Below are 26,103 nucleotides of genomic sequence, written 5' to 3'. Positions count from 1 at the left end.
CGCAGCCGAACGCGGGGTCCGGGGGCGAAGCCCCCGCCGGGACCGAGGCCCCGCGCACGGAGGGGGTGCCCGCAGTCGGCGGGACCGAGGCGGCCCGCGCCGAACGGGTGCCCGCAGCCGCCCGGGCCGAGGCCGCCCGCACGCGCGGGGTGCCCGCAGCCGCCCGGGCCGACGCGGCCCGCACGCGCGGGGTGCCCGCAGCCGCCCGGGCCGAGGCCGCCCGCACCCCGCAGGGGCCCGCAGTCGACCCCGCCCCGCCCCGCGAGTACCGCATGGACGAGCTCGCCGCCAAAGCCGGCATCACCGTCCGCACCCTCCGCTTCTACCGCGAGCGCGGCCTCATCCCGCCGCCACGCCGTGAAGGCCGTATCGCCTGGTACGACGACCACCACCTGGCCCGCCTCCGCACGATCACCGCACTCCTGGAACGCGGCCACACCCTCTCCGGCATCGCCGACCTGACCGCCGCGTTCGAGTCCGGCCGGGACGCGGGTGAGGCGCTGGGCCTGGTCGAGCCGACCGAGGAGACCCCGGTCCGCCTGACCCCCGAGGCCCTGGCCGACCACTTCGCGGGCGAGGTGACCCCGGAGAACCTGGCGGCCGCGCTCGACCTCGGCTATCTCGCCGTCGACGGCGAGGAGATCGTCCACACCAGCCGCAGACTGCTCGACGTCTCGGCCGCGCTGGTACGCGAGGGAGTCCCGCTGGCGGCGGTCCTGGCTGCGGGCCGCGAGGTCCGCACCCACGCGGACGCCCTGGCCCGCCTCTTCCTCACCCTGCTCCGCGCCCACGCCCCCGACGAGGACATCGCCCGCCTGCGCCCACTCGCCAAGAACGTGGTCGAGGCGGAACTGTCGATGGCCCTGGACCGCCACATGGCCAAGGGCCCGGCCACGGAAGAGGCAGAAGAGCCCGACGAGAGCACCCCGCCGACGTAACCCCCGTACGCCGACAGCGCGTACACCTACGTACGCCTACACCTCATACACCACAGTCACCGGCGCATGATCACTCCACCGCTCCCCATGACTGGCGGCCCGCTCCACGTACCCCTTGACCGCCCGCGCGGCCAGCCCCGGCGTCGCGACCTGGTAGTCGATGCGCCAGCCCGTGTCGTTGTCGAAGGCGCGCCCGCGGTAGGACCACCACGAGTACGGGCCCTCCTCCTCGGGGTGCAGCCCGCGCACGACATCGACGTAACCGGCGTCGGAAGCGGCCCCGTCGCCGAGTTCGCCGAAGACGCGGGACATCCACTCCCGCTCCTCCGGCAGGAAGCCGGAGTTCTTCTTGTTGCCGCGCCAGTTCTTGAGGTCGGCCTCGCGGTGGGCGATGTTCCAGTCGCCGCAGACGACGACCTCGCGCCCGTCGGCGGCCGCCCGCGCCCGGAGCTCCTTCAGATACGCCAGGAACTCCCCCATGAACCGGTACTTCTCGTCCTGCTTCTCCGTGCCGACCTCACCGGAGGGGAGGTAGAGGCTGGCGACGGTGACGCCGGGCAGGTCCGCCTCGACGTACCGCCCGCTGCCGTCGAACTCCGCGCTCCCGAATCCGACCCGTACCCGCTCGGGCTCGCGGCGGGTGTAGAGCGAGACCCCGGCCCGGCCCTTGGCGGCGGCGGGCGCGTGCACGACGTGCCACCCCTCGGGCTCGCGCACGTCGGCGGTCAGCTGCTGCGGCTCGGCCCGTACCTCCTGGAGGCACAGCACATCGGCGTCGGTCCCGGCCAGCCACTCCAGGAAGCCCTTCTTGGCAGCGGCGCGGAGCCCATTTACATTCACAGAGGTAACAGTGAGCACCGGGGCACCATACCGACCCGGTCACCGTGATCGCCTGCATAGAAGTACGCTGGAACGCATGCATATCCGCACCCTCGGGTACGACCACCCGGACGCCATCAAGCTCAACGACCAGGTGCAGCTCGAATACGCCGAGCGGTACGGGGACGAGGGCGACGCCACCCCGCTCGACGCCTCGATGTTCGTACCCCCGAACGGGCTGTACCTCATCGCGTACGACGCGGACGACCGCCCGATCGCCACCGGCGGCTGGCGCACCCAGGACAAGAACGACGAGGGCTACTCGGACGGCGACGCCGAACTGAAGCGCATGTACGTCATCCCGGAGGCCCGCGGCCTGGGCCTGGCCCGCCGCATCCTGGCCGCCCTGGAAGCCGACGCCCGCGCGGCCGGCCGCATCCGCATGGTGCTGGAGACGGGCGACAAGCAGCCGGAGGCGATAGCCCTCTACACCTCCACCGGCTACGCGCCCTGCACCAAGTTCGGCCACTACCGCGAGTACGAGAGCAGCCGCTGCTACGCGAAGCCGCTGTGACGTGAGCGGCTGGCATGAGTTCGCGCCGACGTGAGTTCAGGCCGACGTGCGCTCGGGCTGACGTGCGCTCGGGCTGACGTGAGTTCAGGCCGACGTGAGTTCAGGCCGACGTGAGAGCTCGCGCTGACACCCCAAGGACCCCCACCGAAGCGCCCCTTGGGGTAGCGCCGACCGCACCGCCACCCACCCGGGACCACCCACACCACACCCCCACACCAGACCCCCACAACAGCCGCCCACACCCACCGCCCCACCCCCGTCACGGCTTGCCATCAGGCCCCCCACCTGCGGGTTAGGCTGCTGAACGTAAGCGCACCACACGGGGGATTCCGCATGAGCGACGACAAGCTGCCCGAACCGTCCCAACTGCCGCTGTCGCCGGACGAGCTGAAGCGGCACCACTCCGAATGGCTCGCCGGCGTCACCAAGGCCCCGCCCGCCGACAGCTATGTGGACCCCCTCACCCCGGTCCCCCTGCGCCCGGGCCCGCCGCTCACCGGCCCGCCCCTCACCGGCTCCCCCTTCCTCAAGCCGACGCCCCAGGCCCCACCGCTCGCGCCCCGGCCCGACTTCCGGCCGTTCCCGCCCGCCGCACCCCCGGGGCCGCCCCAGGACATGCTCCGGATCGCGCCCGGCGTCCTCACCACGGCGGCCGGCCACGCGGACGAGATCCACACCGCCTTCACCAAGCCGGCGGCCGCACTGGCGGACCCCGCGCAGAAGGCGTCGGCGGCGATGGACGGCTGGGACTCGGCCAAGGCCATCCGCACGGCCGCCAAGCAGTGGGAGAAGCAGGCCGGCACCGTGGCCGGCTGGCTGGGCCGCATCGCCGAGAGCCTGCGCGTCGGAGCCCGGGACTATCACAAGACGGACACCGCCGTCGACGAATCACTGCAGTGCGTCGTACCGCGCCGCTCGAAGCTGGAGGGGCTGTAAGTGCCGTCGTTCTACCAGGAGATCCTGAGCACCGACCTCGGCCCGCTGCAGAAGCTCGCCGACCAGTGGCGTGCCACGCACACGGGCCTGACCGGCCTGCCCAAGCGGGTCCACGACGAGATGCTGACGCCGCTGCGCGACAAGGGCTACTGGGAGGGCGCGGCGGCCCCGTACGCCTGGCGGATGATCGACGACATCGAGCGCCAGATCGGGGCGGCCGCCAAGGTCGCGGAGGCAGCGGTCGGGGTCCTCGACGACGCGCTCGGCGAGCTCAAGTCCGTACAGAAGGACCTGAAGGACGCCGTCAAGCGCGCCCAGGACAAGGGTCTGCACATCGATTCCAGCGGCGCCGTCTCCCCCGACATGGTCAACGGTGTCTGCAAGGTGGTCGAGAAGGGCTCGGCGGACGCGAAGGCCATCGAGGACGCCCAGCACGAGATCGTCGAGATCGTGAAGCGGGGCGTCGTCGCCGACCGGAACCTGGCGTTCTCGCTGATGTCGGACATCGGGCTCGGCGACTGGTTCAACACCAACCCACAGCACAACAACCTCGCCACCACCAACACCATCAGCCAGGCCGACTACAACGCCCTCGACCTGGCGATGCAGGGCAAGGACCCGTACCCGCTCACCCAGAAGGACACCCCGTACTCGCTGGGCATGGACTGGGTCAGCGGGAGCGGGCCGCGCGACCGCGAGTACCACGACGGCGACCGGATGACCGAGCTGATCAAGTCCAGCGTCAGCATGGAACAGCTCCGCGCGGACACCCTCGCCAACTGGCGCAAGGACGGCAACGACGAGGGCAGCGTCAGCTACTCGATCTCCAAGGGCGGAAAGATCGGCGCCCTCGAAAAGCTCGTCCTCACCGACATCCCGGCGATCGCCACCGGCGACCCGGACCATCTGGGCGAGGCGTTCGTCGGCTCGTACTCCCTCGACTACTCGGTCAAGGGCCAGGACCCCGACGGCTCCCTCGTCGTCGAGTACACGCTCAACAACAAGACCAGCAACGAGTCCTTCCTCCACTTCATCGGCTACTACGACTGGCTGAAGAAGACGAACCGCGACAGCGGCGTCTTCTCCACCGTCAGCCAGCAGATGACGTGGACCGAACGCATCCCGGCAGCAGGGAAGGAGTAGCACCATGCCCCACCGCCCCCGCAGCCTCCGCACGCCCCACGGCTCCCGCAGGCCCCATGGCTCCCGACGCACCCTCGGAGCCGTGGCCGCCGTCGCCGTACTCGCGGCCCCCCTCACGGCGTGCGGCTCCGACGCCCTGCAACGCTGCGTCCCGGTCGCCGCGAAGTCAGCGACCCCCGGCGAGCTGATCGGCAGTTACAAGGGCTCCTACAAGGCCGAGGCGGTCCGCCTGACCCTGTCCTCGGGCGGCGCCATGAAGGCGGAGAAGTGGCCCACGGGCGACTACCACCGGTCCGAACTGGGCGACACGTTCAACGGCTCCGGCACCTGGGAGATCGCCCCGGCCACGTCCTCCACGGACCGCGCACTCCTGCGCCTGCACTTCACCAAGCCGACCCTGTTCCTCAAAGGCGACACCCTCGACAAACTCACCATCGGCACGGACGCGACCCGCACGACCGTCTACGACGACGCGGACCCCGACGTCTGCCCGGACTTCCGCCTCCAACGCCAACAGCCCTGACGCCCGGCCGCGACGCGATCCGTCGCGGCCCATCCCGGACACCCCGGAAACCCCGGAAACCAAAAGATCCCGCCCGGTCTTCACGACCGGACGGGATCTTGTGAACTCTTCCTGAGCTGACTCAAGAACAGTCATTGTTGTGGACCTGAGGGGATTCGAACCCCTGACCCCCTCGATGCGAACGAGGTGCGCTACCGGACTGCGCCACAGGCCCTTGCAACGGGTGAAACATTAGCACCCCGATCGGGGTGCTTGGAAATCCGATCCCCGCTGGTGGGCGAGACGGGCGTCACTCGTTGGCCGCGCGGGGGCGGTCCTGCTCCGCGTACTGGTCGAAGAGCGGGGTCCTGCGGCGACTTGGGGACGTGCGCCGGCCGGGTGCCGGGGTGGCCGGGGCCGTCGGGTCCGCGGTGGAGGAGCGGGCCGATGACCAGGTGTCCGGGGCACCCAGGTCGATGCTGCCGGTGGCGCGGGGGGCGACCGGGGCCGTCACGTACGTCGGGAGCGGCACCGGGACCGGCTCCCAGCTGTCACCGCGCTCGGGGCCGCGCTCGCGCTGCTGGTCGACCCACTCCGCGTGGTCGGTCTGCTCGACCAGCGCGCGCCGGTCGGCCTCCTGCGGGGAGACGACGGGCTCGGGCTCCGGGGCCGGGTGGGGCTCCGGCTCGTCCTCGGTCTCCGCCACGGCGGGGGGCTGACGGCGCGGCTGGCGCTCGCGCAGGCGCTGCGCGGCGATCTCGGCCCGGCGCCGGTCCATGACGAACGCGAACCGCCGCCGCTCCTGCGCCCGCAGATGCACGATGTACGCGCTGAGCAGTACGGCCGGGACAGCGGGCACCCACAGGAAGCCGAGGCCGCCCACGGCCGCCACCACCGCGCCCAGCGTGAACGTGAGGAAGAGGATCACCGTGGTACGCCGGCGGCGCGCCAGGACCGCGCTGCGCCGGGCGCGACGGGCGCGTTCTGCGGCATCGGCGGAACGGTCGGTGCGCCGGCGCCCGGCGTCCTGCCGCGCGCCCTCCGGTCGCTCCTCGCTCCGGCGCCCCACACCCGTCCGCTCACCCGTCCGCTCGTCCCGGTGCTCCCTGTCGGCTGCCCGGTCCTCGGCGTGGGAGTGGCCCTCGTGGCGGGCGGCCTCCGAAGGGGGCCCCTCTGTGACCCGGCCCTCCCGCCGCGCGCCCCCCGTACCCGTCGGGTGCGTCCGGGGCACGCCGAAGTCGCGGACGTCGGCACCACCTGTGGGGTCCCCCAGGGACTCCGTGGGCGCGTCCGGGTCGGCGTCGGGTGCGATGGCGCCAGAACCTCGCTGCCGCAGCTCCTTGGCGTACCGGCGCTCCATGGCAGACCGTCCGGACAGCAGCCGGATGGCAGTGCTGAAGCGTTCCGTCGGACGGGCCTCATTGAGCTCGTCCTGCCTGCGGAGCCACATCGGCACCAAGTAGGCGGCCCAGGCCCCGACGATGACTGCGTAAATGAGGCCGCTGCTGCTCACACACCACACGGTAGAGGGATGGGCGCGACGGGATACGCCAATTGAGCCGGTGTGTCGCACGATCTGGCTGATATCACTGGCTTTTTTTGTGATTCTTCAGATCGGTTCGGTGGAACGAAACAAACGTAGGCAATCGAATTCGAACGTATATTTCATTTCTCGTGGTGCGCCCGGCGCGCCTGCTTCCACCTGTGCAGCAGCCCCTCCGGCACCTCTTCCGCCGTCAGCGCGTACACCAGATGGTCCCGCCATCCACCGTCGATGTGGAGATAGCGCGGGCGCAGGCCCTCCTCGCGGAATCCGAGTTTCTCCACGACCCGCCGGCTCGGCCCGTTCTCGGGCCGAATGCAGACCTCCATACGGTGCAGTCCGACCGTACGGAAGCAGTGGTCGGTGGCGAGCGCGACGGCCGTCGGCATCACGCCCCGGCCCGCCACCTCGCGGTCGATCCAGTACCCGACGTGTCCCGAGCACATCGAGCCCCAGGTGATCCCGGCGACCGTGAGCTGGCCGACCAGGCGGCCCTGGTACTCGATCACGAACGGCAGCATCCGGCCCGCGTTCGCCTCGGCGCGCAGATGCCGGACCATCTGCCGGTACGTGGGCCGCTGGGCGGCCGGGGCGCCCGGCACCGGCGGCGGAATGGTCGCTTCCCAGGGGCGCAGCCACTCGCGGTTGCGCCGGTTCACCTCGCGCCAGGCCCGTTGGTCGCGCAGCTTTATGGGGCGGAGGACCACATCGCCGTCCGCCAGCTCGACCGGCCACGATGGGACGTTCAGCTTGGGCTCCCCGTGGGTCTGGGGTGGTCGCCGCCCCGGATCTGGTCGACGGCGTGCGTCAGCAGCCGCCCGAGGACCGCCAGGCCGTCGCGGACGCCGCCGGTGGAGCCCGGCAGGTTGACGATCAGGGTGCGGCCGCCCGCGACCCCGGCCAGGCCCCGCGAGAGCGCGGCGGTCGGGACCTTCGCCAGGCCCTCGGCGCGGATCGCCTCGCCGATGCCGGGCACTTCGTAGTCGATGACGCGACGGGTGGCGTCGGGGGTGCGGTCGGTGGGCGAGATACCGGTGCCGCCGGTGGTGACGATGACGTCGTACGCCTGCGCCACCCCGTCCCGCAGGGCCTGTTCGACCGGGTCACCGTCCGGCACGACCCGGGGGCCGTCGACCAGGAAGCCCAGTCCGGCGAGTCCTTCGGCCACGAGCGGGCCGCCCTTGTCCGCGTAGACCCCGGCCGAGGCCCGGTTGGAGGCGGTGACGACGAGCGCGCGGTATCCGGGGGCGTTGCCGGGAGCGCCGGAGGCCGGGACGGTCGCGCTGGACGGATCCGTCGTGGCGGCCGGATCCGCCATGGCGGCCGCACCGCCCGGGTCCGTCGTGGCGCTCACGGCGTCGCCCCTTCCGCCTCCGGGCGGGTCCAGTCGCCCGACTTGCCGCCGGTCTTCTCCTCGACCCGGATGTCCGTGATGACGGCCGCCTTGTCCACGGCCTTCACCATGTCGACGACCGTCAGCGCGGCCACCGACACGGCGGTCAGCGCCTCCATCTCGACGCCCGTGCGGTCGGTCGTCTTCACCGTCGCCCGGATCTGTACCGCGTCGTCGGCGACCGCGAGGTCCAGCTTCACACCGGAGACCGCGAGCGGGTGGCAGAGCGGGATCAGGTCCGGGGTGCGCTTGGCGCCCATGATCCCGGCGATCCGGGCGGTCGCCAGGGCGTCGCCCTTGGGGACGCCCTCGCCCCGCAGCAGCTCCACGACGCGGGGCGAGACGAGCACGCGTCCGCTCGCGCGCGCGGTGCGGACCGTGACGTCCTTCTCGGAGACGTCGACCATACGGGCCGCGCCCGCCTCGTCGATGTGGGTCAGCCTGCCTTGCGTACTCATGGTGTGTGGCGCTCCCGGTCCGGCCTGTGTGGGCAGACACGCTACCGCCACCCCGGCCCCCTCAGCCGAGCAGGATCACCTCGACCTCCGTGCCGGGCTCCGCCGATGTGACGTCCTCCGGGAGCACGATCAGGCAGTCCGCCTGCGCCAGGGCCGCGATCAGATGCGATCCGGAGCCGCCGACCGGCGTCACGGTGGCTTCGTCCGCGTCGTACGTACCGCGCAGGAACTGGCGCCTGGCCGCCGGGGACGACAGCGGCTTGTCGGCGCTGAGGGCGGCACGCGCGCGTGGGCGGTGGATGTCCGGCAGGCCCATCAGGGTGCGGATCGCCGGCCGTACGAACAGCTCGAAGGAGACGTACGACGACACCGGGTTGCCCGGCAGGGCCAGCAGCGGGGTGTGGTCGGGGCCGATCGAGCCGAAGCCCTGGGGCTTGCCGGGCTGCATGGCGAGCTTGCGGAAGTCGATCCCGCTGCCCGGCTCGTCCTCGTCGCCCACCGAGGACAGCGCCTCCTTGACCACGTCGTACGCCCCGACGCTGACGCCGCCCGTCGTCACCAGCAGATCGGCGCGGATCAGCTGGTCCTCGATGGTCGCGCGCAGCGTCTCGGCGTCGTCGGTGACCGCGCCCACCCGGTAGGCGATGGCGCCCGCCTCACGCGCGGCGGCGGCGAGCGCGAAGCTGTTCGAGTCGTAGATCTGGCCCTGGCCCAACTCCTCGCCGGGCTGGACGAGTTCGCTGCCGGTCGACAGGACGACCACGCGCGGGCGCGGGCGTACGGTCACGGTGCCGCGGCCGATCGCGGCCAGCAGGCCGATCTGGGGCGCTCCGAGCACCGTCCCGGCCGCCAGGGCCAGGTCGCCCGCCTGGACGTCGCTGCCACGCGCGCGTACGTGCGCGCGGGCCTCGGCGGGGCGGTGCACCCGGACCTCGCCGCCGGCGCCCTCGGGCGCGGCGCCGGCCGGGCGCATGGTGGTGGCCGGGCCCCCGCCCGTACCCCCGTCGGTCCACTCGACCGGGACGACGGCCTCGGCGCCGGGCGGCAGCGGGGCGCCGGTCATGATCCGGGCGGCCTGGCCGGGACCGACGGCGGGGAGCTCACCGCTGCCCGCGGCGACGTCGCCGATCACCGTGAGCACGGCGGGGAACTCCTCGCTGGCGCCCGCCACATCGGCGACGCGCACCGCGTACCCGTCCATCGAGCTGTTGTCGAAGGGCGGCAGGGCGACCGGCACCGTGACGTCCTCGACCAGGACGCAGCCCTGGGCGTCGGGCAGTTGCAGCTCGATGGGTTCGAGCGGCTTGACGGCGGCGAGGACGTCCTCCAGGTGCTCGTCGACCGACCAGATCGTGTTGCTCACGGTGCCTGCATCTCCTCGGTGACATAACTGCGAAGCCAGGCCTTGAAGTCCGGGCCCAGGTCTTCACGTTCGCACGCGAGTCTGACAATGGCCCGCAGATAGTCCCCGCGGTCGCCGGTGTCATAGCGGCGGCCCTTGAAGACCACCCCGTGCACGGGGCCGCCGATCTTCTCGTCCTCGGCCAGCTGCTGGAGCGCGTCGGTGAGCTGGATCTCGCCGCCGCGGCCCGGCTCGGTCTGGCGCAGTATCGCGAAGACGGCCGGGTCGAGGACGTACCGGCCGATGATGGCCAGGTTGCTGGGCGCGTCCGCCGGCTCGGGCTTCTCCACCAGGCCGGTGACCCGTACGACGTCGCCGTGGCCGGTGGGCTCGACGGCCGCGCAGCCGTACAGGTGGATCTGGGACGGCTCGACCTCCATCAGGGCGATCACACTGCCGCCCTCGCGCTCCTGGATCTCGACCATCCGGGAGAGCAGCGGGTCGCGCGCGTCGATGAGGTCGTCGCCGAGCAGGACCGCGAAGGGCTGGTCGCCGACGTGCGGCGCGGCGCACAGCACGGCGTGGCCCAGGCCCTTGGGGTCGCCCTGGCGCACATAGTGCATGGCGGCGAGGTCGCTGGATTCGCGGACCTTGGCGAGCCGGGCCTCGTCGCCCTTGCGGGAGAGCGCTTCCTCCAGCTCGTAGTTGCGGTCGAAGTGGTCCTCCAGCGGACGCTTGTTGCGCCCCGTGACCATCAGCACGTCCGAGAGACCGGCGGCGACCGCCTCCTCGACCACGTACTGGATCGCGGGCTTGTCGACGACCGGCAGCATCTCCTTGGGGGTGGCCTTGGTGGCCGGCAGGAACCGGGTGCCGAGGCCTGCCGCCGGAATGACAGCCTTGGTGATCCGTGGGGGCGACTGAGTCATGCGCAGCACACTAACCGCTGCGTATGGGCGGAAGATTATCCTCCGGTTAATTCGCTCCCATAACCGGTCATTTAAGGGGATAGTGAAAACACTGTGAGTGATGGTGCAGCCGAAAAGGCCCTCTTGCGCGGGGAACTCCTGGGTGTCCGGCGCCTCCTGACCGACGACGACGTCCGCGCGGCCGGCGAGGCCCTGGCCCGCCGGGCGCTGGCCCTGCCCGAGCTCTCGGCGGCCACCACCGTGGCCGCCTATGTCTCGGTGGGGCGCGAACCCGGCACGCGCGCACTGCTCGACGCGCTTCGCACGCGGGGCATCCGCGTCCTGCTCCCCGTACTGCAATCGGACAATGACCTGGACTGGGCTGTGTACGAGGGCGCCGACCGCCTCGTACGGGCCGCCCGGGGCCTCCTGGAGCCCGCCGGGACCCGGCTGGGCCCGGCCGCCGTCCTGGAGGCCGACACCGTACTGCTGCCCGGCCTCGCCGTCGACGCGCGCGGGATGCGCCTGGGCCGGGGCGGCGGCTCGTACGACCGGGTGCTCGCCCGGATCGCGGCCGCCGGCCACGACCCCGCGCGCGTAGTGCTCCTCTACGACGGCGAGGTGGTCGCCCGGGTCCCGGAGGAACCGCACGACCACCCCGTTCACGCCGTGGTCACCCCGAAGGGCGTGACCCGCTTCACGGCTTGAGCGTCAGGTTGTCCACCGTCGCGGTGTCCACCGCCTTGGCGGTGTACGACCAGTCCAGCTGCTCGCCCTTGGCCCACTTGGACGTCTGGTCCGAGTAGTGCGCGCTGTAGGCGTGGCCCGAGGCGCCGGTGAGGTTGATCCACTTCGACTTGTCGAAGTCCTTCAGGTTCACCACCATGCGCATCGACGGCACCCAGGTCACCCCGTAGTCGCCGCCGCCCGCGTTCCAGCCGGTGGCGTTGACCGCCGCCTCGCCGCCGCCCAGGTTCCACGGGCCGCGGTTGAGGAGGTACTTGACGATGGCCGGCCCGTCGGTGCCGAGGGTCTGGTTCCGCAGCGTCATCTGGTGCAGCCGGCCCCAGCTCCAGGTGGTGACGTCCTTGCCGAGCTTGGCCGTCAGCTCCCAGCGGGCGTCCTTCATGGCGCGCGCCAGCAACTGGTCGCGGGTCGTGGTGGCCTTGTCCAGACGGCTGCCCGGCGACTGCCACCAGACGTTCTTCTGGTCGGGGAAGATGCGGCGCACCACCTCGAACCAGCGGTCGCCGCCGTCCGGCTGCGCCGAGTCCGGGTCGCGCTGGCCGCACTCGCGTACGCGCGCGTTGGGGTCGTCCACCGGGCCGGAGCCGACCGGCGGAAGGACGTACAGGCACTCGCCCTTGACCCGGAGTTCCTTCGGGAGCTTGTTGCCGAAGGCCAGCTTGAGGACGTTGCGCCAGACCGCGTTGAAGTAGGCGGCGGCCCCCGAGTCGGACTCCTGGGTGTAGTCCCAGCCCTCAAGGAGCTTCTGGGCCTCGCGTACGGCCGGGTCGGACACGTCGACCTTCAGCAGAGCGGGCGTCAGCAGCGCGGCGATCTCGCTGCTGTTGTCCATCTGCATCTTCTGCATGTCCTCGGTGGAGATCTTCCCGCCGTCCTTGGTCTTCGACTCGATGAGGTCGTTGATCCGCTGGCTGCGGGTGCCGTAGCCCCAGTCCTTGGTCAGCAGGTACGGGTACTTCTTGTCGTCGACCACGGCCTGGTTGGCGGTGACGATGTAGCCGCGCTTGGGGTCGTACTCGTAAGGCAGCTGCTCGAAGGGGATGTACTTCTTCCACGCGTACTTCGAGTCCCAGCCGGGAGCGGGCATGGTGCCGTCGAAGCCGGTGGCCCGGATCGGGATCCGGCCCGGCGCCTGGTAGCCGATGTGGCCCTTGGTGTCCGCGTAGATCAGGTTCTGCGAGGGGACCTCGAAGTCCTTGGCGGCCGCCCGGAAGGACTTGAAGTCCTTGGCCCGGTCCAGCTCGAAGACGGCGTCCATGGACTTGCCCGGGTCCAGGGCGGTCCAGCGCAGCGCCACCGCGTACCCCTCGCCCCGGTCGGGCGCGGAGGTGGTCACCGGGGCCTTCTGGCCCACCTTCTCCAGCTCGTCGTTGCGGTCGGAGACCAGCGGACCGTTGTCGGTCTCGCGCACGGTGATCGTCTTGCTCTTGCCGCCCGCGACCTTGATGACCTCCTCACGCGTGGTGAGGGGCACCTGCTTGTTGTCGACGGTGTAGCTGTTGCCGGAGATCTTCTCCAGGTACAGGTCGGTCACATCGGCGCCGAGGTTGGTGAACCCCCAGGAGACGTCCTGGTTGTGGCCGATGACCACACCGGGCATCCCGGAGAACGTGTAGCCCGCCACGTCGTAGCCGCAGGTCGCGGAGACGGTCCGGCAGTGCAGACCCATCTGGTACCAGAGCGACGGCATCATCGGCGCGAGGTGCGGGTCGTTGGCGAGCAGCGGCATACCGGTCGTCGTGTACTTGCCGGAGACGACCCAGGAGTTGGAGCCGATGCCGCTGCCGTTGGGGCCGAGCAGCGCCGGGATCTTGTCGAGGTTGTCGGAGAGCCGCGCGAGCTGCGTCTGCGCGCCCTGCGCCGCCCCCTGGGCGGTGCCCGACAGGGCGGTGCCGGTGCCCGGCTCGCGGTTCGGGTCGTACTTGCCGGTGGTCTTGTTGACCGAGCCCTCGTCGACGATCGGCCGGTGGGTGGCCGTCGGGTACGGCGGATACAGGTCCTTGATCTGCTGCGGGCTGAGCCTGCTCGTCATCAGCGAACGGTCGATCTCGTCCTGCATGTTGCCGCGCAGGTCCCAGGCCATCGCCTTGAGCCAGGCCACCGAGTCGACCGGCGTCCACTGCTCGATGTTGTAGTCGTGCACGAAGTCCAGCGCCGCGTACTCGACCGAGATCTCCTTGGGGCTCTTGCCCTTGAGATACGCGTTGACACCGGCGGCGTACGCCTGGAGGTACTTCTTGGTCTGCGGTGACAGCTTGGTGTCGTACTCCTGCTGCGCGACCCGGCGCCAGCCGAGAGTGCGCAGGAAGGAGTCCGTCTCGACCTGGTCCTTGCCGAACATCTCCGCGAGCCTGCCGGAGGTCATGTGACGGCGGACGTCCATCTCCCAGAAGCGGTCCTGGGCCTGGACGAAGCCCTGCGCCATGAAGAGGTCGGTGTCGCTGTCCGCGTAGACCTGCGGCACTCCGTAGTCGTCGCGCCTGACCTCGACCGGGCCCGACAGGCCCTTGAGCTGGATGGATCCCGTGGTCTGCGGGAAGGAGGCGCGCACCGTGCTGACGCCCCAGTAAGCGCCGTACCCGACACCCGCTACGAGCGCCAGCACCAGGACGATCAGGAGGAGGCGGGCGCGGCGTCCCTTCTTCCTGACTTTCGTCTTGGCGGAAGGGGCGGTTGTGTTGGCGGGCATCGCTGTCCTTCGAGGGGCAGGGTGGTCCTAGGTGCTGGAGCAACCATAGGCGCAGCCGCTGACAGCCCCGGACGCGGTGTCTTCTATGAGCGCCGGACCGCCGTCACCGGGGCGTCGGACCGGCGTCACGGTACGGCCGCGCGTAAAGAACTCGTCAAAGATTAGGTAAGGTAACGAAGTACCGGGTGACTGAAGAAACGTTCCAGCACCTGTACGTGAGGGCGCCCGACGGCGCGTGAGGGGAAGGATCGGCCACTGACTGTCCACCATCTCAACGAGCTCCTGCTCATCTGCTCGCTCGTCCTGCTCATCGCCGTCGCGGCGGTGCGCGTCTCCTCGCGCAGCGGGCTCCCCAGCCTGCTCCTGTACCTCGGCATAGGCGTCGCGATGGGGCAGGACGGGATCTTCGACGTCAAGTTCGACAACGCCGAACTGACCCAGGTCATCGGCTATGCCGCCCTGGTGGTGATCCTGGCCGAAGGCGGTCTGGGCACCAAGTGGAAGGAGATCCGCCCGGCGCTGCCGGCGGCGATGGTGCTGTCGATCGCCGGTGTCGCGGTGAGCGTGGGGGTCACCGCGGCCGGTGCGCACTATCTGGTCGGGCTCGAATGGCGGCAGTCCCTCATCATCGGTGCGGTGGTGTCCTCCACGGACGCCGCGGCCGTCTTCTCCGTGCTGCGCAAGGTGCCGCTGCCGTCCAGGATCACCGGTGTCCTGGAGGCCGAGTCGGGCTTCAACGACGCGCCTGTGGTCATCCTGGTCGTCGCCTTCTCCACGCCGGGCCCGGTGGACTCCTGGTACCTGCTCGCCGGGAAGATCGCCCTTGAGCTGGCGATCGGCGCGGGCGTCGGGCTCGCGGTGGGCTGGCTCGGCTCCTGGGGGCTGCGGCACGTGGCGCTGCCCGCCTCCGGCCTCTACCCGATCGCCGTGATGGCCATCGCGGTGACCGCGTACGCGGCGGGCGCCATGGCCCACGGCTCCGGCTTCCTCGCCGTCTACCTGGCCTCGATGGTCCTCGGCAACTCCAAGCTGCCGCACTGGCCCGCGACCCGGGGCTTCGCCGACGGGCTCGGCTGGATCGCCCAGATCGGCATGTTCGTCCTGCTCGGCCTGCTGGTGACCCCGCACGAGCTCTCCGGCGACTTCTGGCCCGCCGTGATCATCGGCCTCGTCCTGACGATGGTGGCGCGGCCGCTGGAGGTCCTGGTCAGCCTGCTGCCGTTCAAGATGCCGTGGCAGGAGAAGGCCCTGATGTCCTGGGCGGGGCTGCGCGGCGCCGTACCGATCATCCTGGCCACCATCCCGATGGTCTCCGGGATCGACGGCAGCGAGCGGATCTTCAACATCGTCTTCGTCCTGGTCGTCGTCTACACCCTCGTCCAGGGCCCGACCCTGCCCTGGCTCGCCCGCAAGCTGCGGGTCTCCGAGACCGAGGCGGCCTCCGACCTGGGGATCGAGTCGGCGCCGCTGGAGCGGCTGCGCGGCCATCTGCTGTCCGTGGCGATCCCGGACGAGTCCAGGATGCACGGCGTCGAGGTGCACGAGCTGCGACTGCCGCCGGGCGCCGCGGTGACGCTGGTCGTACGGGACGACAAGAGCTTCGTACCGGGGCCGACGACCGTGCTGCGGCGCGGCGACGAACTGCTCGTCGTGGCGACGGACCCGGTACGGGACGCGGCCGAGGCCCGGCTGCGGGCGGTCGGACAGGGCGGCAAGCTCGCGGGCTGGCTGGGGGCGGGCGGCGCGGGCCGCTAGGGCCGCCCGGCGGCTGGGGCGGTCGGGGCGGTCGGGGCGGTCAGGACGACGGAAGCAGCGTCTCGCGTCCATCGAATCAGGGAACAACCGGGGGAGGATCCGGTTAATCACAGGTGTGATCTCGGCCATCTGCGCGCTTTCTCAGGCGCAGATCCGATTCCCCCTGTAGCATGAAGGCACACCACTGATCGACCAACTCTGCCTGACGCAGAGCTGGCGCGACCGTATGGCGGTCGGAGGCTCTCGCAGTGAGCCCCGGCATCTACCGCAGTTCCGCGCATGAGGACAGCTCTCGGCAACGCCCGTACTCACCCGTACCAGGGGCGCGCTACCAGGCGGCAGAAAGGCAAGGACCGTGGCATCCACGGTCACTTCTGAGCGTCGTCCCGGATACGGGCAGCTCCTGCGCACACCTGGCGCCCTGACGTTCGTCCTGCCCGGATTCTTTGCCCGGCAGCCTTTCGCGATGCTCACCATCAGCATCGTGCTGCTCGTCCAGCACACCACCGGCTCCTACGGCAGCGCGGGCGCCGTCGCCGCCGTCACCGGCGTCTCCATGGCGCTCTTCGCGCCGCAGGGCGGCAAGCTCGCCGACCGGTTCGGCCAGCGCGCCGTCCTGCTGCCCGGCGTCCTCGTGCACGCCGCCTCCGGCTCCGTACTGATCGCGCTGGCCCTGGCCGGCGCCCCCCTGTGGGCGCTGTTCCTGGCCGCCGTCCCGACCGGTGCCTCGGTGCCGCAGGTCGGGCCGATGGTGCGGGCGCGCTGGGCGGCCAAGCTGGAGGGCTCGCCCCTGATGCCGACGGCCGCGGCCTTCGAGTCGGTCACGGACGAGTTCACCTTCGTCATCGGCCCGGTGCTCGCCACCGCGCTGTGCACCGGCGTCCACCCGGCCGCCGGTCTCATCGCCGAGGCCTCGCTGACCCTGGTCGGCGGCCTGCTCTTCGCCTCCCAGCACCGCACCCAGCCGCAGCCCAGCCGCGAGCTCGCGGGCCACGCGCGCGAGGAGCACGTCTCCGCGCTCTCCATCCCCGGTGTGCGCGTCCTGGCCGTGTCCTTCCTCGGCATCGGCGCGGTCTTCGGCGGCATGCAGGTCTCGCTGACCGCGTTCTCCGAGGAGATCGGCAACCCCGGCGCCAACGGTCTGCTGTACGGGATCTTCGCCGCGGGCAACATGCTGGCGGGCATCGCGTGCGGCGCCATCGCCTGGAAGTCCGCGCCCCGCACCCGTCTGATCGCCGGCTACACCGGACTGACCCTGGCGGCCTCCGGCCTCTGGGCGATGCACTCCGCGGTGCTGCTCGGCGGCCTCGGCCTGATCGTCGGCCTCTGCATCGCCCCGGCCCTGATCACCGGCTACACGCTGGTCGAGTCCCTGGTCCCGGCCTCCGCCCGGACCGAGGCCTTCACCTGGCTGACCGGCGCGGTGGCGCTGGGCCAGGCCGGCGCGGTCACGGTGGCCGGCCGGCTGGCCGACGCCCACGGCTCCAGCGCGGGCTTCCTGGTGCCCCTGGCGGGTACCGCGCTGGCCCTGGTCACGCTGGTCGCGCTGCGCTCGCGGCTCGCGCCGCGCACCGAGAGCCGGACCGTCGCCCGTAGTGGCGTCGGTCACCGAGTTCCTGTGACGGTGGACTGATCCAGCGGAATACGTCACTATGGACCGTCGTTAGCACTCATCGAGTGAGAGTGCCAGGAGGAAGACAAAGTGCCGACCTACCAGTACCAGTGCACCGAGTGCGGCGAGGGCCTTGAAGCGGTGCAGAAGTTCACCGACGACGCCCTGACCGTCTGCCCGAGCTGCGACGGCCGCCTCAAGAAGGTCTTCTCGGCCGTCGGCATCGTCTTCAAGGGCTCCGGCTTCTACCGCAACGACAGCCGTGGCGCGTCGTCGAGCAGCACGCCCGCGTCGTCCTCGGCCGCCAAGCCGTCGACGTCGTCGAGCTCCGACTCGAAGCCGGCCGCGTCCTCCTCGACGCCGTCGAGCTCCACCAGCTCGTCGTCGGCCGCCTGACCTCACCAGGTCGCGCGCTCCAGACATTCGAAGACCCCGCCGTCGCGCACAGCGGGGTCTTCGGCGTACCGGCTGGTCGACGGAGTGCGCACGTACGGAGGCGTGATCCACGCGCGCGTACGGGTGCGCGAGGTGCGCGCGTACGGGTGCGCGAGGTGCGCGCGTACGGGTGCGCGAGGTGCGCGCGTACGGGTGCGCGAGGTGCGCGCGTACAGACCCGCGAGGTGCGCGCGTGCCGGTCCGCGTGGTGCGTCGGCGCGGTCCCGAGGTGCGTGCGTGCCGGTCCGCGAGGTGCGTGCGTACAAGTCCGTACGCCCGTTCTGGCGGCCGACGGCCCCGGCTAGTGTGCTCCGCATGGCTAACGCAGAGATCGGCGTCATCGGCGGTTCGGGCTTCTACTCGTTCCTTGAGGACGTGACCGAGATCCAGGTCGACACCCCGTACGGCAGCCCCAGCGACTCCCTGTTCCTGGGCGAGATCGCCGGGCGCCGGGTCGCGTTCCTGCCCCGGCACGGCCGCGGCCACCACCTGCCGCCGCACCGCATCAACTACCGCGCCAACCTGTGGGCCCTGCGCTCGGTGGGCGTACGGCAGGTGCTCGGCCCGTGCGCGGTGGGCGGTCTGCGGCCCGAGTACGGGCCGGGGACCCTGCTCGTGCCGGACCAGCTCGTCGACCGTACGAAGGCGCGCACGCAGACGTACTACGACGGTTACCCGCTGCCCGACGGCTCGATCCCGAACGTCGTCCATGTCGCGCTGGCCGACCCCTACTGCCCCGAGGGCCGCAAGGCGGCTCTGGCGGCCGCGCACGGGCGGAACTGGGAGCCGGTGGACGGCGGCACGCTGGTCGTCATAGAGGGCCCGAGGTTCTCCACGCGCGCGGAGTCGCGGTGGCACGCGGCGATGGGCTGGTCGGTGGTCGGCATGACCGGGCACCCCGAGGCCGTGCTCGCCCGTGAACTGGGGCTCTGCTACACGTCGATGGCTCTGGTGACCGACCTGGACGCGGGGGCCGAGACGGGCGAGGGCGTCTCCCACGAGGAGGTGCTGCGGGTCTTCGCGGCCAATGTGGACCGGCTGCGGACGGTGCTCTTCGACGCGGTGGCCGGGCTGCCCGGGGGCGAGGCCCGCGACTGCCTGTGCGCCCGGGCGCTGGACGGGCTGGACACGGGGATCCGGCTGCCGTAGCCGGTCCGCAGCCCCCACCCGCTCGAACGGGTGACGGAGTTATCCACAATCGGGGAGCAATCCACAGGGCTCAGCGGGAAGTTGGCAGGGCGGGGATCGTGAGGAGCGTTCGAGCAGCACTCGCTCCGCACGATCGGTGGTGACCCACGATGTCCATGCCCCCTGCCCTGCCCACACCCTCCCCCGCGCTGTCCGCCGCACCCGAGCCGATCGGCGTGCCCGCCTTCCCCCCGCTGCGGGTGCGCGGCGGCAAACACCGGCTGCGGCGGGCGGTGCGACGCCGTCGGCGGGCGATGGCCGCCGGACTGGCCGTGGCGGCGGCCGCCCTTGCGGCCACAGGAGCGGGCGGCCCCGGCCGCACGGCTGCGCACGTCAGCGATACGGCGGCTGCCGCGAGTACGGACGTCCACCAGCGGACCGCGTCACCCCAGCCCGCGCGCCAGGCCGTCGACGTGGTGTCCGCGCCGGTACGGATCGCGGACGCGGAGACGGTCGGGCTGCTGCGGCCCGGCGACCGGGTCGATGTGATCGCGTCCGCCGACTCGCCCCCGGGCGGCAAGGGCGCGGCGCGGGTGGTGGCGTCGGGCGCGCGGGTGATCGACGTGCCCCGGCCGCGCGCCCCCTCTCCGGACGGCGGAGCGCTGATCGTCCTCTCCGTCCCCCGAGCCACCGCCCCGACGCTCGTCGGCGCGGGAGCCTCGGCCCGGCTGGCGGTGACGCTGTGCTGAATCGCACGAATAGCACTGACTTCCTGTCAAGTCACCTGTTTGCGTACGCGGATTGGACATCCCGGCCATGCGCTGACGTAGGTTGCGGAACGGTTTGCTCCACCTCCTGCACCTGCGAAGAGAGGCTCACTCGTGACCGACGAGAAGAAGGGCGGCGGTGTCCTGGACGGCTTCAAGGCCTTCCTGATGCGCGGCAATGTGGTCGACCTGGCGGTCGCGGTGGTCATCGGCGCCGCGTTCACCGCGGTCGTGAACTCGGTCGTGAAGGGCGTCATCAACCCCCTGGTCGGCGCGTTCGGCACGAAGGACCTGAACAGCTACAGCTCATGCCTGAAGGGACCGTGCGGCATCGACCCGAAGACGGGCGAGGCGGTCTCGGGCATCCCCATCATGTGGGGTTCGGTCCTCAGCGCGATGCTCAGCTTCATCGTCACCGCGGCCGTCGTGTACTTCCTGATGGTGCTGCCGATGTCCAAGTACCTGGCCAAGAAGACCCAGCGGGACAGGGCGAAGGAAGGGGTCCAGGAGACCTTGGAGGTCAGCGAGCTGGAGGTCCTGAAGGAGATCCGCGACGCCCTGATCTCCCAGCGCGGCTCGGGACACAGCGCGCCCTAGGACTCACGGGGCGGGTGCGTCGGGCTGTGCGGGCCTGGTGGACGCGCCCGATGCGGTGGGGCCGTCCGGCGGCGTCGACCCGATGGGCCGGTCCGAGCGACTGGACATGGACGCGCTGGCGGGCCTGTCCGAGCCGGCGGGCCGGTCAGACGTGGTGGACCCGTCAAAGCCGGTGGGTCGGTCAGATGTGGTGGGGCGGCTTCTCGTCGAGGAAGCGCGCGAGGTCGCCCGCGCTGCCACCGGCGGGGGCCCGCTCACCCCACCCACGGTCCGTGTCGTCCGACGACTGCTGGTCGAGCGGATCGTCGAAGACCAGCGCGGGCCTGGGCTTCGGGTCGGGCGCCGGCTTCGCGTCGCGCGGTCCGGGGGCGGGGGCGGTACTCATGCTTCCAGGGTACGGCGACACCGCGCCGACGACGGCGCCAGTCCAGCTCCCACCCCTCGCCCCGGCCCGGGCTCCGGCACCGACCTCGACCTCGACGCCGCCCCCTGCCCCTGCCCCTGCCCCTGCCCCTGCCCCTGCCCCTGCCCCTGCCCAGGATGACAAGGCAGCCCTGAAACCCTCCCCCTCCCCTCAGCGGTCCCTCGGGTCGAGCAGCCACAGCCCGAGGACCACGACGAACGACAGGCCCAGGAAACCCGCTCCCCACCAGGCAGTCGCCGTGGCGCCCTTCATCCACTCGTTGACGACGACCGTCAGACCCCAGAGCTGGCCGATGACCACGGTGACGGCCAGGGCGAGGCGGGCGCTGAGTTTCGAGGACCGCTCGGGCTCCTGCTCGGTGCCCGCGCCGGGCCCCGGACCGGTGCGGCGGATCCGGGGGTCGCCGTACCCGCTGGTGGAGCGGATCTGGGGGTACCGGTCCCGCACCGGGCGGTTGAGCCGGGGCTGCGCACTGCCGGGTGTGTACTGCGGCCGAGGAGGGACCGCCCCGCCACCGTCACCCATACCCGCGCCCGCCCCCGTACCGCTGTCGGCATTCATGTCCGCTCGCTCTTCATGTCCGCTCGCCGTTCTCGGTCTGGGCCCGCGTCCCGGAGCAGCCGATCCGGGCGGCCATGTCCGGGCTCTGGTTTCCGAACTGCCGGCACATGGCGTCCTTGACGCTCTCTCCGGAGCGGGTGGTGGCCACCGCCCAGACGCTTCCGTCGACCTCCTCCACGAGGAGCACCTTCGGCAGCGGACGCGGCGGCGGCCCGGCGGTCACCTCTCCGGTCCGGGCGTCGAAGACCCCTTCGTGGCAGGGGCAGTACAGCTCCCCCTCGCTGCCCCGCTCCTCCCGCCACAGCACCCCGCAGGCCAGATGGGTGCAGACAGCGGAGTAGCCGACGAGGGTGCCGTCCTTGAGGCGTACGCCGACCGCGCGGTCGTCCTCGCCGGGGAAGCGGAAGGCGATGGACTCGCCGGGGCCGAGCCGTGCGGCGACGCGCTTGGCCCTGGGGGTGTCGTCACTGTCACCGTGCCGGTGGAGCACTCCCCCGGCGACGGCGACACCGCCGACGGCGAGCCCGCAGGAGACGGTGGAGACGATCCGCAGATAGTCGCGGCGGGTGGTCAGGGAGTCGGCGGCGACGCGGTCGCGCAGCGCCTCCTGAGCGGGGTCCGGCCAGGGCCTCGCGCCCGGTGGCGCGGCAGGTGCCTGGGCCGGCCCCACGGCCGGTGCAGCGGCCGACTCCGCAGCAGGTGCCGGAGTCTGTCCGGCAGCCGGTGAGGAGGCTGGTGTGGTGGCTGGTTCAGGGCCTGGCTCAGAGCCTGGCTCCGGCACCGGTTCCGGGCGGCCCGGGGACGGTTGTTCCGGCGTACTCATCGCACGGCTCTCCCGTTCACCTCGACGACCGGGAGGCCACCGGGCACCGGCCACTGCACCTTGTCGGCCGGGACGACCATCGCCACTCCGGTGGAGACGACGACATCGCCGAACGTGAAGGAGTCGGCGACGCGGACACCGGGGCGCTCGGCCTGGAGCTCCTCAAGGGTTCCGTAGAAGAGGGCGCCGGTGGGGCAGACCGTGGCACACATGGGGGCGAGGCCATAGGCGGTGCGGTCGTAGCAGAGGTTGCACTTCATCTGCAGCTTCGCCTGGAGGTCGATCTTCGGTACGCCGAAGGGGCAGGCGTTGACGCAGTTGGCACAGCCGATGCAGCGGGTGGTGTCGGCCTGCTGCACCACACCGTCGGCGGTCACCAGGATCGCGTCGGCGGGACACACCTCGGCGCACGGGGCGACCGGGTCCTCGCAGTGCATACAGACCGTGGGAAGGGAGGCGACCGAGTGCCCCTCGTCGGGGTAGTCGAGATGGATCATGGATTTGCCCCGGTGCGAGTCGCACTCGCGGCAGGCCGAGACACAGGCCTGGCAGCCGATGCACCGCCCCGGGTCGATGAAGATCGTTCTGCCCATCATCGCGGGTGTCAGCTCCTCTCGGCGGTGCCACGGCCCTGCGGGGACGTGGGCGGCAGCGGATCGGTGCGGGAGAGGGTCGCCGGGTAGGCCACCTGGCCGGGCGCGGTCGGGGGCGCCGGGACCTCGTCGATCCGCTCGCCGGGCTCGATGCGGCAGGCGCAGACCTTGTACTCGGGAATCTTGGAACGGGGGTCGAGGGCGTCGATGGTCAGCGCGTTGGCGGAGGTGGGGACCGGCCAGTGGTACGGGATGAAGACGGTGTCGGGGCGGATGGCCTCGGTGACCAGGGCGGGGAAGACCTCGCTGCCGCGCCGGGTGACGACGCGGACCGGGTCGCCGTTGCGGAAGCCGTGTGAGGGGTGGACCTCGACCCAGGGGCGCGGGGTCTGTTCGACCAGGGCGCCGAGCCTGCGGGTCTGGTTGCCGGAGAGGAAGTGCGCGACGGTCCGGCCGGTGGTGAGCGAGAGGGGGTGTTCGTCGTCGTACGGGTCCATGGGCGGGTGCCACTCGACCACCTGCATATGGATCTTGCCGTCGGGGTGCCAGGTCCGTCCGTCCTCGAAGAGGCGGGGGGTGCCCGGATGGTCGGTGGAGGGGCAGGGCCAGGCGATCCCGCCGGTCTCCTCCAGGCGTTCGTAGGTGATGCCGTAGTAGTCGTTGACCGTTCCGGCGGAGGCGGTGCGCAGCTCGTCGAAGACCTCGCGCGAGCCGGGGAAGGCGAACTTGTCCCCCGCGCCCAGGCGTTGGGCGAGCTGGCAGATCACCCAGGTGTCGGTGCGGACACCGGCGGGGGGTTCCTGGGCCTTGTTGTGCTTGACGACCCGGGCCTCGGCGTTGGCCATCACGCCTTCGTCCTCGGCCCAGGTGGTGACGGGGAAGACCACGTGCGCGTTGGCCGCGGTCTCGGAGAGGAAGAAGTCGAATTGAGCGTGGAATTCGAGGGTGTCGTAGCCGTTCTTGACGGTCGTGTAATTCGGGAGGGAGACGAAGGGGTTGTTGCAGATACCGATCAGGCCGCGGATCTCCTGGCGGCGCATCTGATGGACCATTTCCATCATCGAGGTTCCGGCGGGCGGGAGTTCGGACTCCTCGATGCCCCAGATCTCGCAGATCTGCCGGCGGTGCTCGGGGTTCATGATGGAGCGCCCGCCCGGCAGCAGGTCGGCCTTCTGGCCGTGCTCGCGCCCGCCCTGGCCGTTGCCCTGGCCGGTGATGGTGCCGTAGCCGGCGCCGGGCCTGCCGAGGTTGCCAGTGGCGACGCAGAGGTTGATGACGGAGAGGCAGTTCTCCACGCCCTGCGAGTGGTGTTCGATGCCCCGGGCGTGCCAGGCCATGGCCCTGGGGGCGCGGGCGAACGTCCGGGCCACCTCGACGATCTGGGCGGCCGGGATCCCGCAGATCTCGGCGGCGCGCTCGGGGGGATACTCGGCGGCCTTGTCGCGGACCTCTTCCCAGCCCGTGGTGTGGGCGCCGACGAAGCCCTCGTCGTCGAGCTCCTCCTTGATGACCACATGGAGGACGGAGTTGAAGAAGGCCGAGTCGGTGCCGGGCTTGAGGGCGACATGGATGTCGGCGGTGCGGGCGATCGCCGTCTCGCGCGGATCGACGACGATCAGGGACGCCCCCCGGTCACGGGCGCCCCACAGGTACTGGGTCATGACGGGGAAGCACTCGCCGACGTTGGACCCGGCGATGAGCAGGCAGTCGGTGAGGAGGATGTCGCAGAAGGGGTTGGCGGCGCGGTCGATGCCGAAGGCGAGTTTGTTGGCGCCCGCGGCGGAGACCATGCACAGCCGGCCGTTGTAGTCGACGTGCCGCGTTTTGAGCGCGACGCGGGCGAACTTGCCGACCAGATAGGTCTTCTCGGAGAAGAGGCTGGCGCCACCGAGCAGCCCGAAGGCGTCGTTGCCGTGGGCGGCCTGGATGCGGCGGATCTCGGCGACCGTGAAGTCCAGGGCCTCCTCCCAGGACGCCTCGCGCAGCGGCTCGTCACGGGAGCGGCGCAGCAGCGGGGCGGTCAGCCGGTCGGGGTGGTTGACCTGCTGATACGCGTTGATGCCCTTGGGGCACAGTCGCATCCGGTTGATGTCGTGGTTGCGGGGTTCGACGCCGAAGACCTTGCCGCCGCCGTCGACGCGGAGATACATCCCGCACTGGACCCCGCAGAAGCAGCAGTGGGTGGGGACCAGCGTCTCGCCGATCTGGTCGGCGTGCCACTGGTCGGCCGGGATGCCGCCCGCGTCCCGGAAGTTGCGGGTGCCGGGCGGGGCGATGGACGGGTCCAGCGGGACGTGCTGGGTCACTTGTAGCCCTTCTTGACGTGCGAGAGGTACGCGGTGCCGCGCAGCACCCGCTTGCAGCGCGGGCAGTACTCGGCCCAGGCGTCGAAGCCGAGGTCCAGGTCGCGCATGGTGCCCCGCAGGTTCTCGACGTAAGGAGCGGTGTCGATCAGCTGTCCGCAGCGGCGGCAGTGGAAGAGCCGCTCGTCCTGGCGGGCGGTGTACTTGAAGAGCTGCATCCCGACAGCGGCCGGCCGCTGGACGATGTGGAAGAACTTCCCGAACGGGATGTAGATGAGGGTGAGCACCACGGTCACCATGTGCAGCAGCGCCAGGAACTCATAGCCCCCGCCGTGCAGGAAGATCGACGAGAAGGTGAGGAGGAGACCGGTCACGGAGATGACGATCAGCAGGAGCAGCGGGACCAGGTCGTAGGCGAACCGCTGGCCGGTGATCGCGCCCCGGTCCTTCATCCGGCGCCACAGGAAGTACGCGGCACCGGGGATGACCAGGACCGCGGCGATGTCCAGGCCGTGGAACATCAGCCAGCCGACGAAGTTCAGCGAATTGAAACCGAGCAGCCTCACGCCCCAGATCCGCATCTCGTAACCGGGTCCGGAACCGGTCGGGGCGGTGAAGGTGAACCAGCCCCAGGTCAGCGGGAACGTGATCGCCGCGGCCAGCAGACAGCCCCAGAAGATCAGCTGGTGGGCGGCCCAGCGGGCGTGCGAGCGGGCGCCGAGGAACTTCTGGAAGCCGAGATAGGTGGCGGCCATCCTCGGCAGGGCGGTGGGGGCGCGGCGGAAGTTGGCGACGGAGAACAGGCTGCGCCAGCCCTGCTTGAACAGGCGGCGGGCGCCCGGAGAGGAGATCCAGACGGTGTAGCGGTAGGCGACGCCGAAGGCGAGGAAGACGGTGGCCACGGCGTACGGCAGGAGCGCCGAGTCGAAGTCCTTGAGCCCACGGCTGCCGAAGAGGATGGCGAGGACCAGCAGAAAGGAGACGGCGGTACCGGCCACGGTCGCGCGCAGCGCGACGGCGGGCGGCGATGCTGCGGGAGGCTCGGTCACCTGGCCACCGTAGGTGGCTCTGGGATGGTTTCACCTGTTTTGACAGGCGGTGGGGTGAACCCTT

27 protein-coding genes and 1 tRNA gene are annotated in these 26,103 nt (G+C 71.2%); 12 read left to right on the top strand and 16 right to left on the bottom strand.

Translation table 11 applies throughout. From position 1 onward, the window contains the following. The first annotated feature begins 272 nt into the window (after positions 1–272). The gene (locus ACGFRG_RS27640) at positions 273–938 is read left to right on the top strand and encodes a MerR family transcriptional regulator (RefSeq protein WP_393268269.1); all 666 of its coding nucleotides are present in this window, start codon (positions 273–275) and stop codon (positions 936–938) included. Between the two features lie 36 nt (positions 939–974). Here ACGFRG_RS27640 and ACGFRG_RS27635 read toward each other — a convergent pair whose 3' ends face one another. Further along, on the bottom strand, positions 975–1,796 hold the full coding sequence (locus ACGFRG_RS27635; protein ID WP_361427341.1) for an exodeoxyribonuclease III: 822 nt from the start codon (positions 1,794–1,796) through the stop codon (positions 975–977). A gap of 58 nt (positions 1,797–1,854) precedes the next feature. On the opposite strand from ACGFRG_RS27635, the gene ACGFRG_RS27630 reads away from it, so the two are divergent. The 4 genes from ACGFRG_RS27630 (at position 1,855) to ACGFRG_RS27615 (ending at position 4,933) form a co-directional block, all read left to right on the top strand. After that, entirely contained in the window at positions 1,855–2,331 is a 477-nt protein-coding gene (locus ACGFRG_RS27630) for a GNAT family N-acetyltransferase (RefSeq protein ID WP_361427338.1), read from the top strand. A gap of 333 nt (positions 2,332–2,664) precedes the next feature. Continuing rightward, positions 2,665–3,267, top strand: coding sequence for a hypothetical protein (locus ACGFRG_RS27625; RefSeq protein WP_361427335.1), 603 nt, complete (start codon positions 2,665–2,667; stop codon positions 3,265–3,267). Further along, complete coding sequence (locus tag ACGFRG_RS27620; RefSeq protein WP_393268214.1) at positions 3,268–4,410, top strand: hypothetical protein; 1,143 nt, start codon at positions 3,268–3,270, stop codon at positions 4,408–4,410. It abuts the gene before it with no gap. 82 nt (positions 4,411–4,492) lie between these two features. Then, the gene (locus ACGFRG_RS27615) at positions 4,493–4,933 is read left to right on the top strand and encodes a hypothetical protein (protein ID WP_393268212.1); all 441 of its coding nucleotides are present in this window, start codon (positions 4,493–4,495) and stop codon (positions 4,931–4,933) included. Between the two features lie 140 nt (positions 4,934–5,073). On the opposite strand, the gene ACGFRG_RS27610 is transcribed toward ACGFRG_RS27615, so the two are convergent. The 7 genes from ACGFRG_RS27610 to galU all read right to left on the bottom strand — a co-directional run bounded on the left by ACGFRG_RS27610 (position 5,074) and on the right by galU (position 10,577). Then, positions 5,074–5,147: transfer RNA gene (locus ACGFRG_RS27610), tRNA-Ala, on the bottom strand. A gap of 75 nt (positions 5,148–5,222) precedes the next feature. Next, positions 5,223–6,425, bottom strand: coding sequence for a gephyrin-like molybdotransferase receptor GlpR (gene glpR, locus ACGFRG_RS27605; protein WP_393268209.1), 1,203 nt, complete (start codon positions 6,423–6,425; stop codon positions 5,223–5,225). A gap of 152 nt (positions 6,426–6,577) precedes the next feature. Next, positions 6,578–7,204, bottom strand: a complete 627-nt coding sequence (locus ACGFRG_RS27600; protein ID WP_361427602.1) for a GNAT family protein — start codon at positions 7,202–7,204, stop codon at positions 6,578–6,580. Then, positions 7,201–7,773, bottom strand: a complete 573-nt coding sequence (locus ACGFRG_RS27595) for a molybdenum cofactor biosynthesis protein B (RefSeq protein ID WP_393268265.1) — start codon at positions 7,771–7,773, stop codon at positions 7,201–7,203. The genes ACGFRG_RS27600 and ACGFRG_RS27595 overlap by 4 nt, the downstream gene beginning before the upstream one ends. Before the next feature lie 32 nt (positions 7,774–7,805). Continuing rightward, positions 7,806–8,306, bottom strand: coding sequence for a cyclic pyranopterin monophosphate synthase MoaC (gene moaC, locus ACGFRG_RS27590; protein ID WP_393268206.1), 501 nt, complete (start codon positions 8,304–8,306; stop codon positions 7,806–7,808). Positions 8,307–8,367: 61 nt separating this feature from the next. After that, on the bottom strand, positions 8,368–9,669 hold the full coding sequence (gene glp, locus ACGFRG_RS27585) for a gephyrin-like molybdotransferase Glp (RefSeq protein ID WP_361427321.1): 1,302 nt from the start codon (positions 9,667–9,669) through the stop codon (positions 8,368–8,370). Beyond that, on the bottom strand, positions 9,666–10,577 hold the full coding sequence (gene galU / locus ACGFRG_RS27580) for a UTP--glucose-1-phosphate uridylyltransferase GalU (RefSeq protein WP_361427318.1): 912 nt from the start codon (positions 10,575–10,577) through the stop codon (positions 9,666–9,668). The genes glp and galU overlap by 4 nt, the downstream gene beginning before the upstream one ends. Positions 10,578–10,700: 123 nt before the next feature. Between galU and ACGFRG_RS27575 the strand changes: the two genes are divergently transcribed. Further along, entirely contained in the window at positions 10,701–11,264 is a 564-nt protein-coding gene (locus tag ACGFRG_RS27575; protein ID WP_393268202.1) for a 5-formyltetrahydrofolate cyclo-ligase, read from the top strand. On the opposite strand, the gene ACGFRG_RS27570 is transcribed toward ACGFRG_RS27575, so the two are convergent. Further along, entirely contained in the window at positions 11,254–13,992 is a 2,739-nt protein-coding gene (locus ACGFRG_RS27570; RefSeq protein ID WP_393268199.1) for a penicillin acylase family protein, read from the bottom strand. The two genes, ACGFRG_RS27575 and ACGFRG_RS27570, sit on opposite strands and share 11 nt — an antisense overlap. 255 nt (positions 13,993–14,247) lie before the next feature. Here ACGFRG_RS27570 and ACGFRG_RS27565 point away from each other — a divergent pair, with 255 nt between their 5' ends. The 3 genes from ACGFRG_RS27565 (at position 14,248) to ACGFRG_RS27555 (ending at position 17,755) form a co-directional block, all read left to right on the top strand. Beyond that, the gene (locus ACGFRG_RS27565) at positions 14,248–15,747 is read left to right on the top strand and encodes a potassium/proton antiporter (protein ID WP_393268262.1); all 1,500 of its coding nucleotides are present in this window, start codon (positions 14,248–14,250) and stop codon (positions 15,745–15,747) included. Between the two features lie 355 nt (positions 15,748–16,102). Then, positions 16,103–17,380, top strand: coding sequence for an MFS transporter (locus ACGFRG_RS27560; protein ID WP_393268196.1), 1,278 nt, complete (start codon positions 16,103–16,105; stop codon positions 17,378–17,380). A gap of 69 nt (positions 17,381–17,449) precedes the next feature. After that, positions 17,450–17,755 (top strand): FmdB family zinc ribbon protein, encoded by a 306-nt coding sequence (locus tag ACGFRG_RS27555; RefSeq protein ID WP_361427306.1) that lies wholly within the window; start codon positions 17,450–17,452, stop codon positions 17,753–17,755. A 2-nt stretch (positions 17,756–17,757) separates the two neighbouring features. Here ACGFRG_RS27555 and ACGFRG_RS27550 read toward each other — a convergent pair whose 3' ends face one another. Continuing rightward, positions 17,758–18,111 (bottom strand): hypothetical protein, encoded by a 354-nt coding sequence (locus ACGFRG_RS27550; RefSeq protein ID WP_393268192.1) that lies wholly within the window; start codon positions 18,109–18,111, stop codon positions 17,758–17,760. Between ACGFRG_RS27550 and ACGFRG_RS27545 the strand changes: the two genes are divergently transcribed. The 3 genes from ACGFRG_RS27545 (at position 18,110) to mscL (ending at position 20,286) form a co-directional block, all read left to right on the top strand. Beyond that, on the top strand, positions 18,110–18,943 hold the full coding sequence (locus ACGFRG_RS27545) for an S-methyl-5'-thioadenosine phosphorylase (RefSeq protein WP_393268190.1): 834 nt from the start codon (positions 18,110–18,112) through the stop codon (positions 18,941–18,943). The two genes, ACGFRG_RS27550 and ACGFRG_RS27545, sit on opposite strands and share 2 nt — an antisense overlap. 149 nt (positions 18,944–19,092) lie before the next feature. Further along, a complete protein-coding gene (locus ACGFRG_RS27540; RefSeq protein WP_393268187.1) occupies positions 19,093–19,671 on the top strand; it encodes an RcpC/CpaB family pilus assembly protein in 579 nt (192 codons plus the stop codon). 132 nt (positions 19,672–19,803) lie between these two features. Continuing rightward, the gene (gene mscL / locus ACGFRG_RS27535) at positions 19,804–20,286 is read left to right on the top strand and encodes a large conductance mechanosensitive channel protein MscL (protein WP_361427294.1); all 483 of its coding nucleotides are present in this window, start codon (positions 19,804–19,806) and stop codon (positions 20,284–20,286) included. Between the two features lie 181 nt (positions 20,287–20,467). Here the strand turns inward: mscL and ACGFRG_RS27530 are convergent, their stop codons facing one another. The 6 genes from ACGFRG_RS27530 to ACGFRG_RS27505 all read right to left on the bottom strand — a co-directional run bounded on the left by ACGFRG_RS27530 (position 20,468) and on the right by ACGFRG_RS27505 (position 26,039). After that, positions 20,468–20,671: a hypothetical protein gene (locus ACGFRG_RS27530; protein ID WP_361427291.1), complete on the bottom strand. Its 204-nt coding sequence runs from the start codon at positions 20,669–20,671 to the stop codon at positions 20,468–20,470. 189 nt (positions 20,672–20,860) lie between these two features. Next, on the bottom strand, positions 20,861–21,235 hold the full coding sequence (locus ACGFRG_RS27525; protein ID WP_361427593.1) for a hypothetical protein: 375 nt from the start codon (positions 21,233–21,235) through the stop codon (positions 20,861–20,863). A gap of 49 nt (positions 21,236–21,284) precedes the next feature. Then, positions 21,285–21,941, bottom strand: coding sequence for a ubiquinol-cytochrome c reductase iron-sulfur subunit (locus ACGFRG_RS27520; protein WP_393268183.1), 657 nt, complete (start codon positions 21,939–21,941; stop codon positions 21,285–21,287). A gap of 149 nt (positions 21,942–22,090) precedes the next feature. Beyond that, complete coding sequence (locus ACGFRG_RS27515; protein WP_188277186.1) at positions 22,091–22,690, bottom strand: 4Fe-4S dicluster domain-containing protein; 600 nt, start codon at positions 22,688–22,690, stop codon at positions 22,091–22,093. An 8-nt stretch (positions 22,691–22,698) separates the two neighbouring features. Next, a complete protein-coding gene (locus ACGFRG_RS27510) occupies positions 22,699–24,993 on the bottom strand; it encodes a molybdopterin oxidoreductase family protein (RefSeq protein WP_393268179.1) in 2,295 nt (764 codons plus the stop codon). Further along, the gene (locus ACGFRG_RS27505) at positions 24,990–26,039 is read right to left on the bottom strand and encodes an MFS transporter (RefSeq protein WP_361427281.1); all 1,050 of its coding nucleotides are present in this window, start codon (positions 26,037–26,039) and stop codon (positions 24,990–24,992) included. Before ACGFRG_RS27505 ends, ACGFRG_RS27510 begins: the two co-directional genes overlap by 4 nt. Between the last annotated feature and the right edge of the window lie 64 nt (positions 26,040–26,103).

The sequence above is a fragment of the Streptomyces sp. NPDC048696 genome (assembly GCF_043198895.1).
GTDB lineage: Bacteria > Actinomycetota > Actinomycetes > Streptomycetales > Streptomycetaceae > Streptomyces.
The sequence above is the reverse complement of the archived record's forward strand: the minus strand, read 5'-3'. Positions and strand labels throughout refer to the sequence as shown.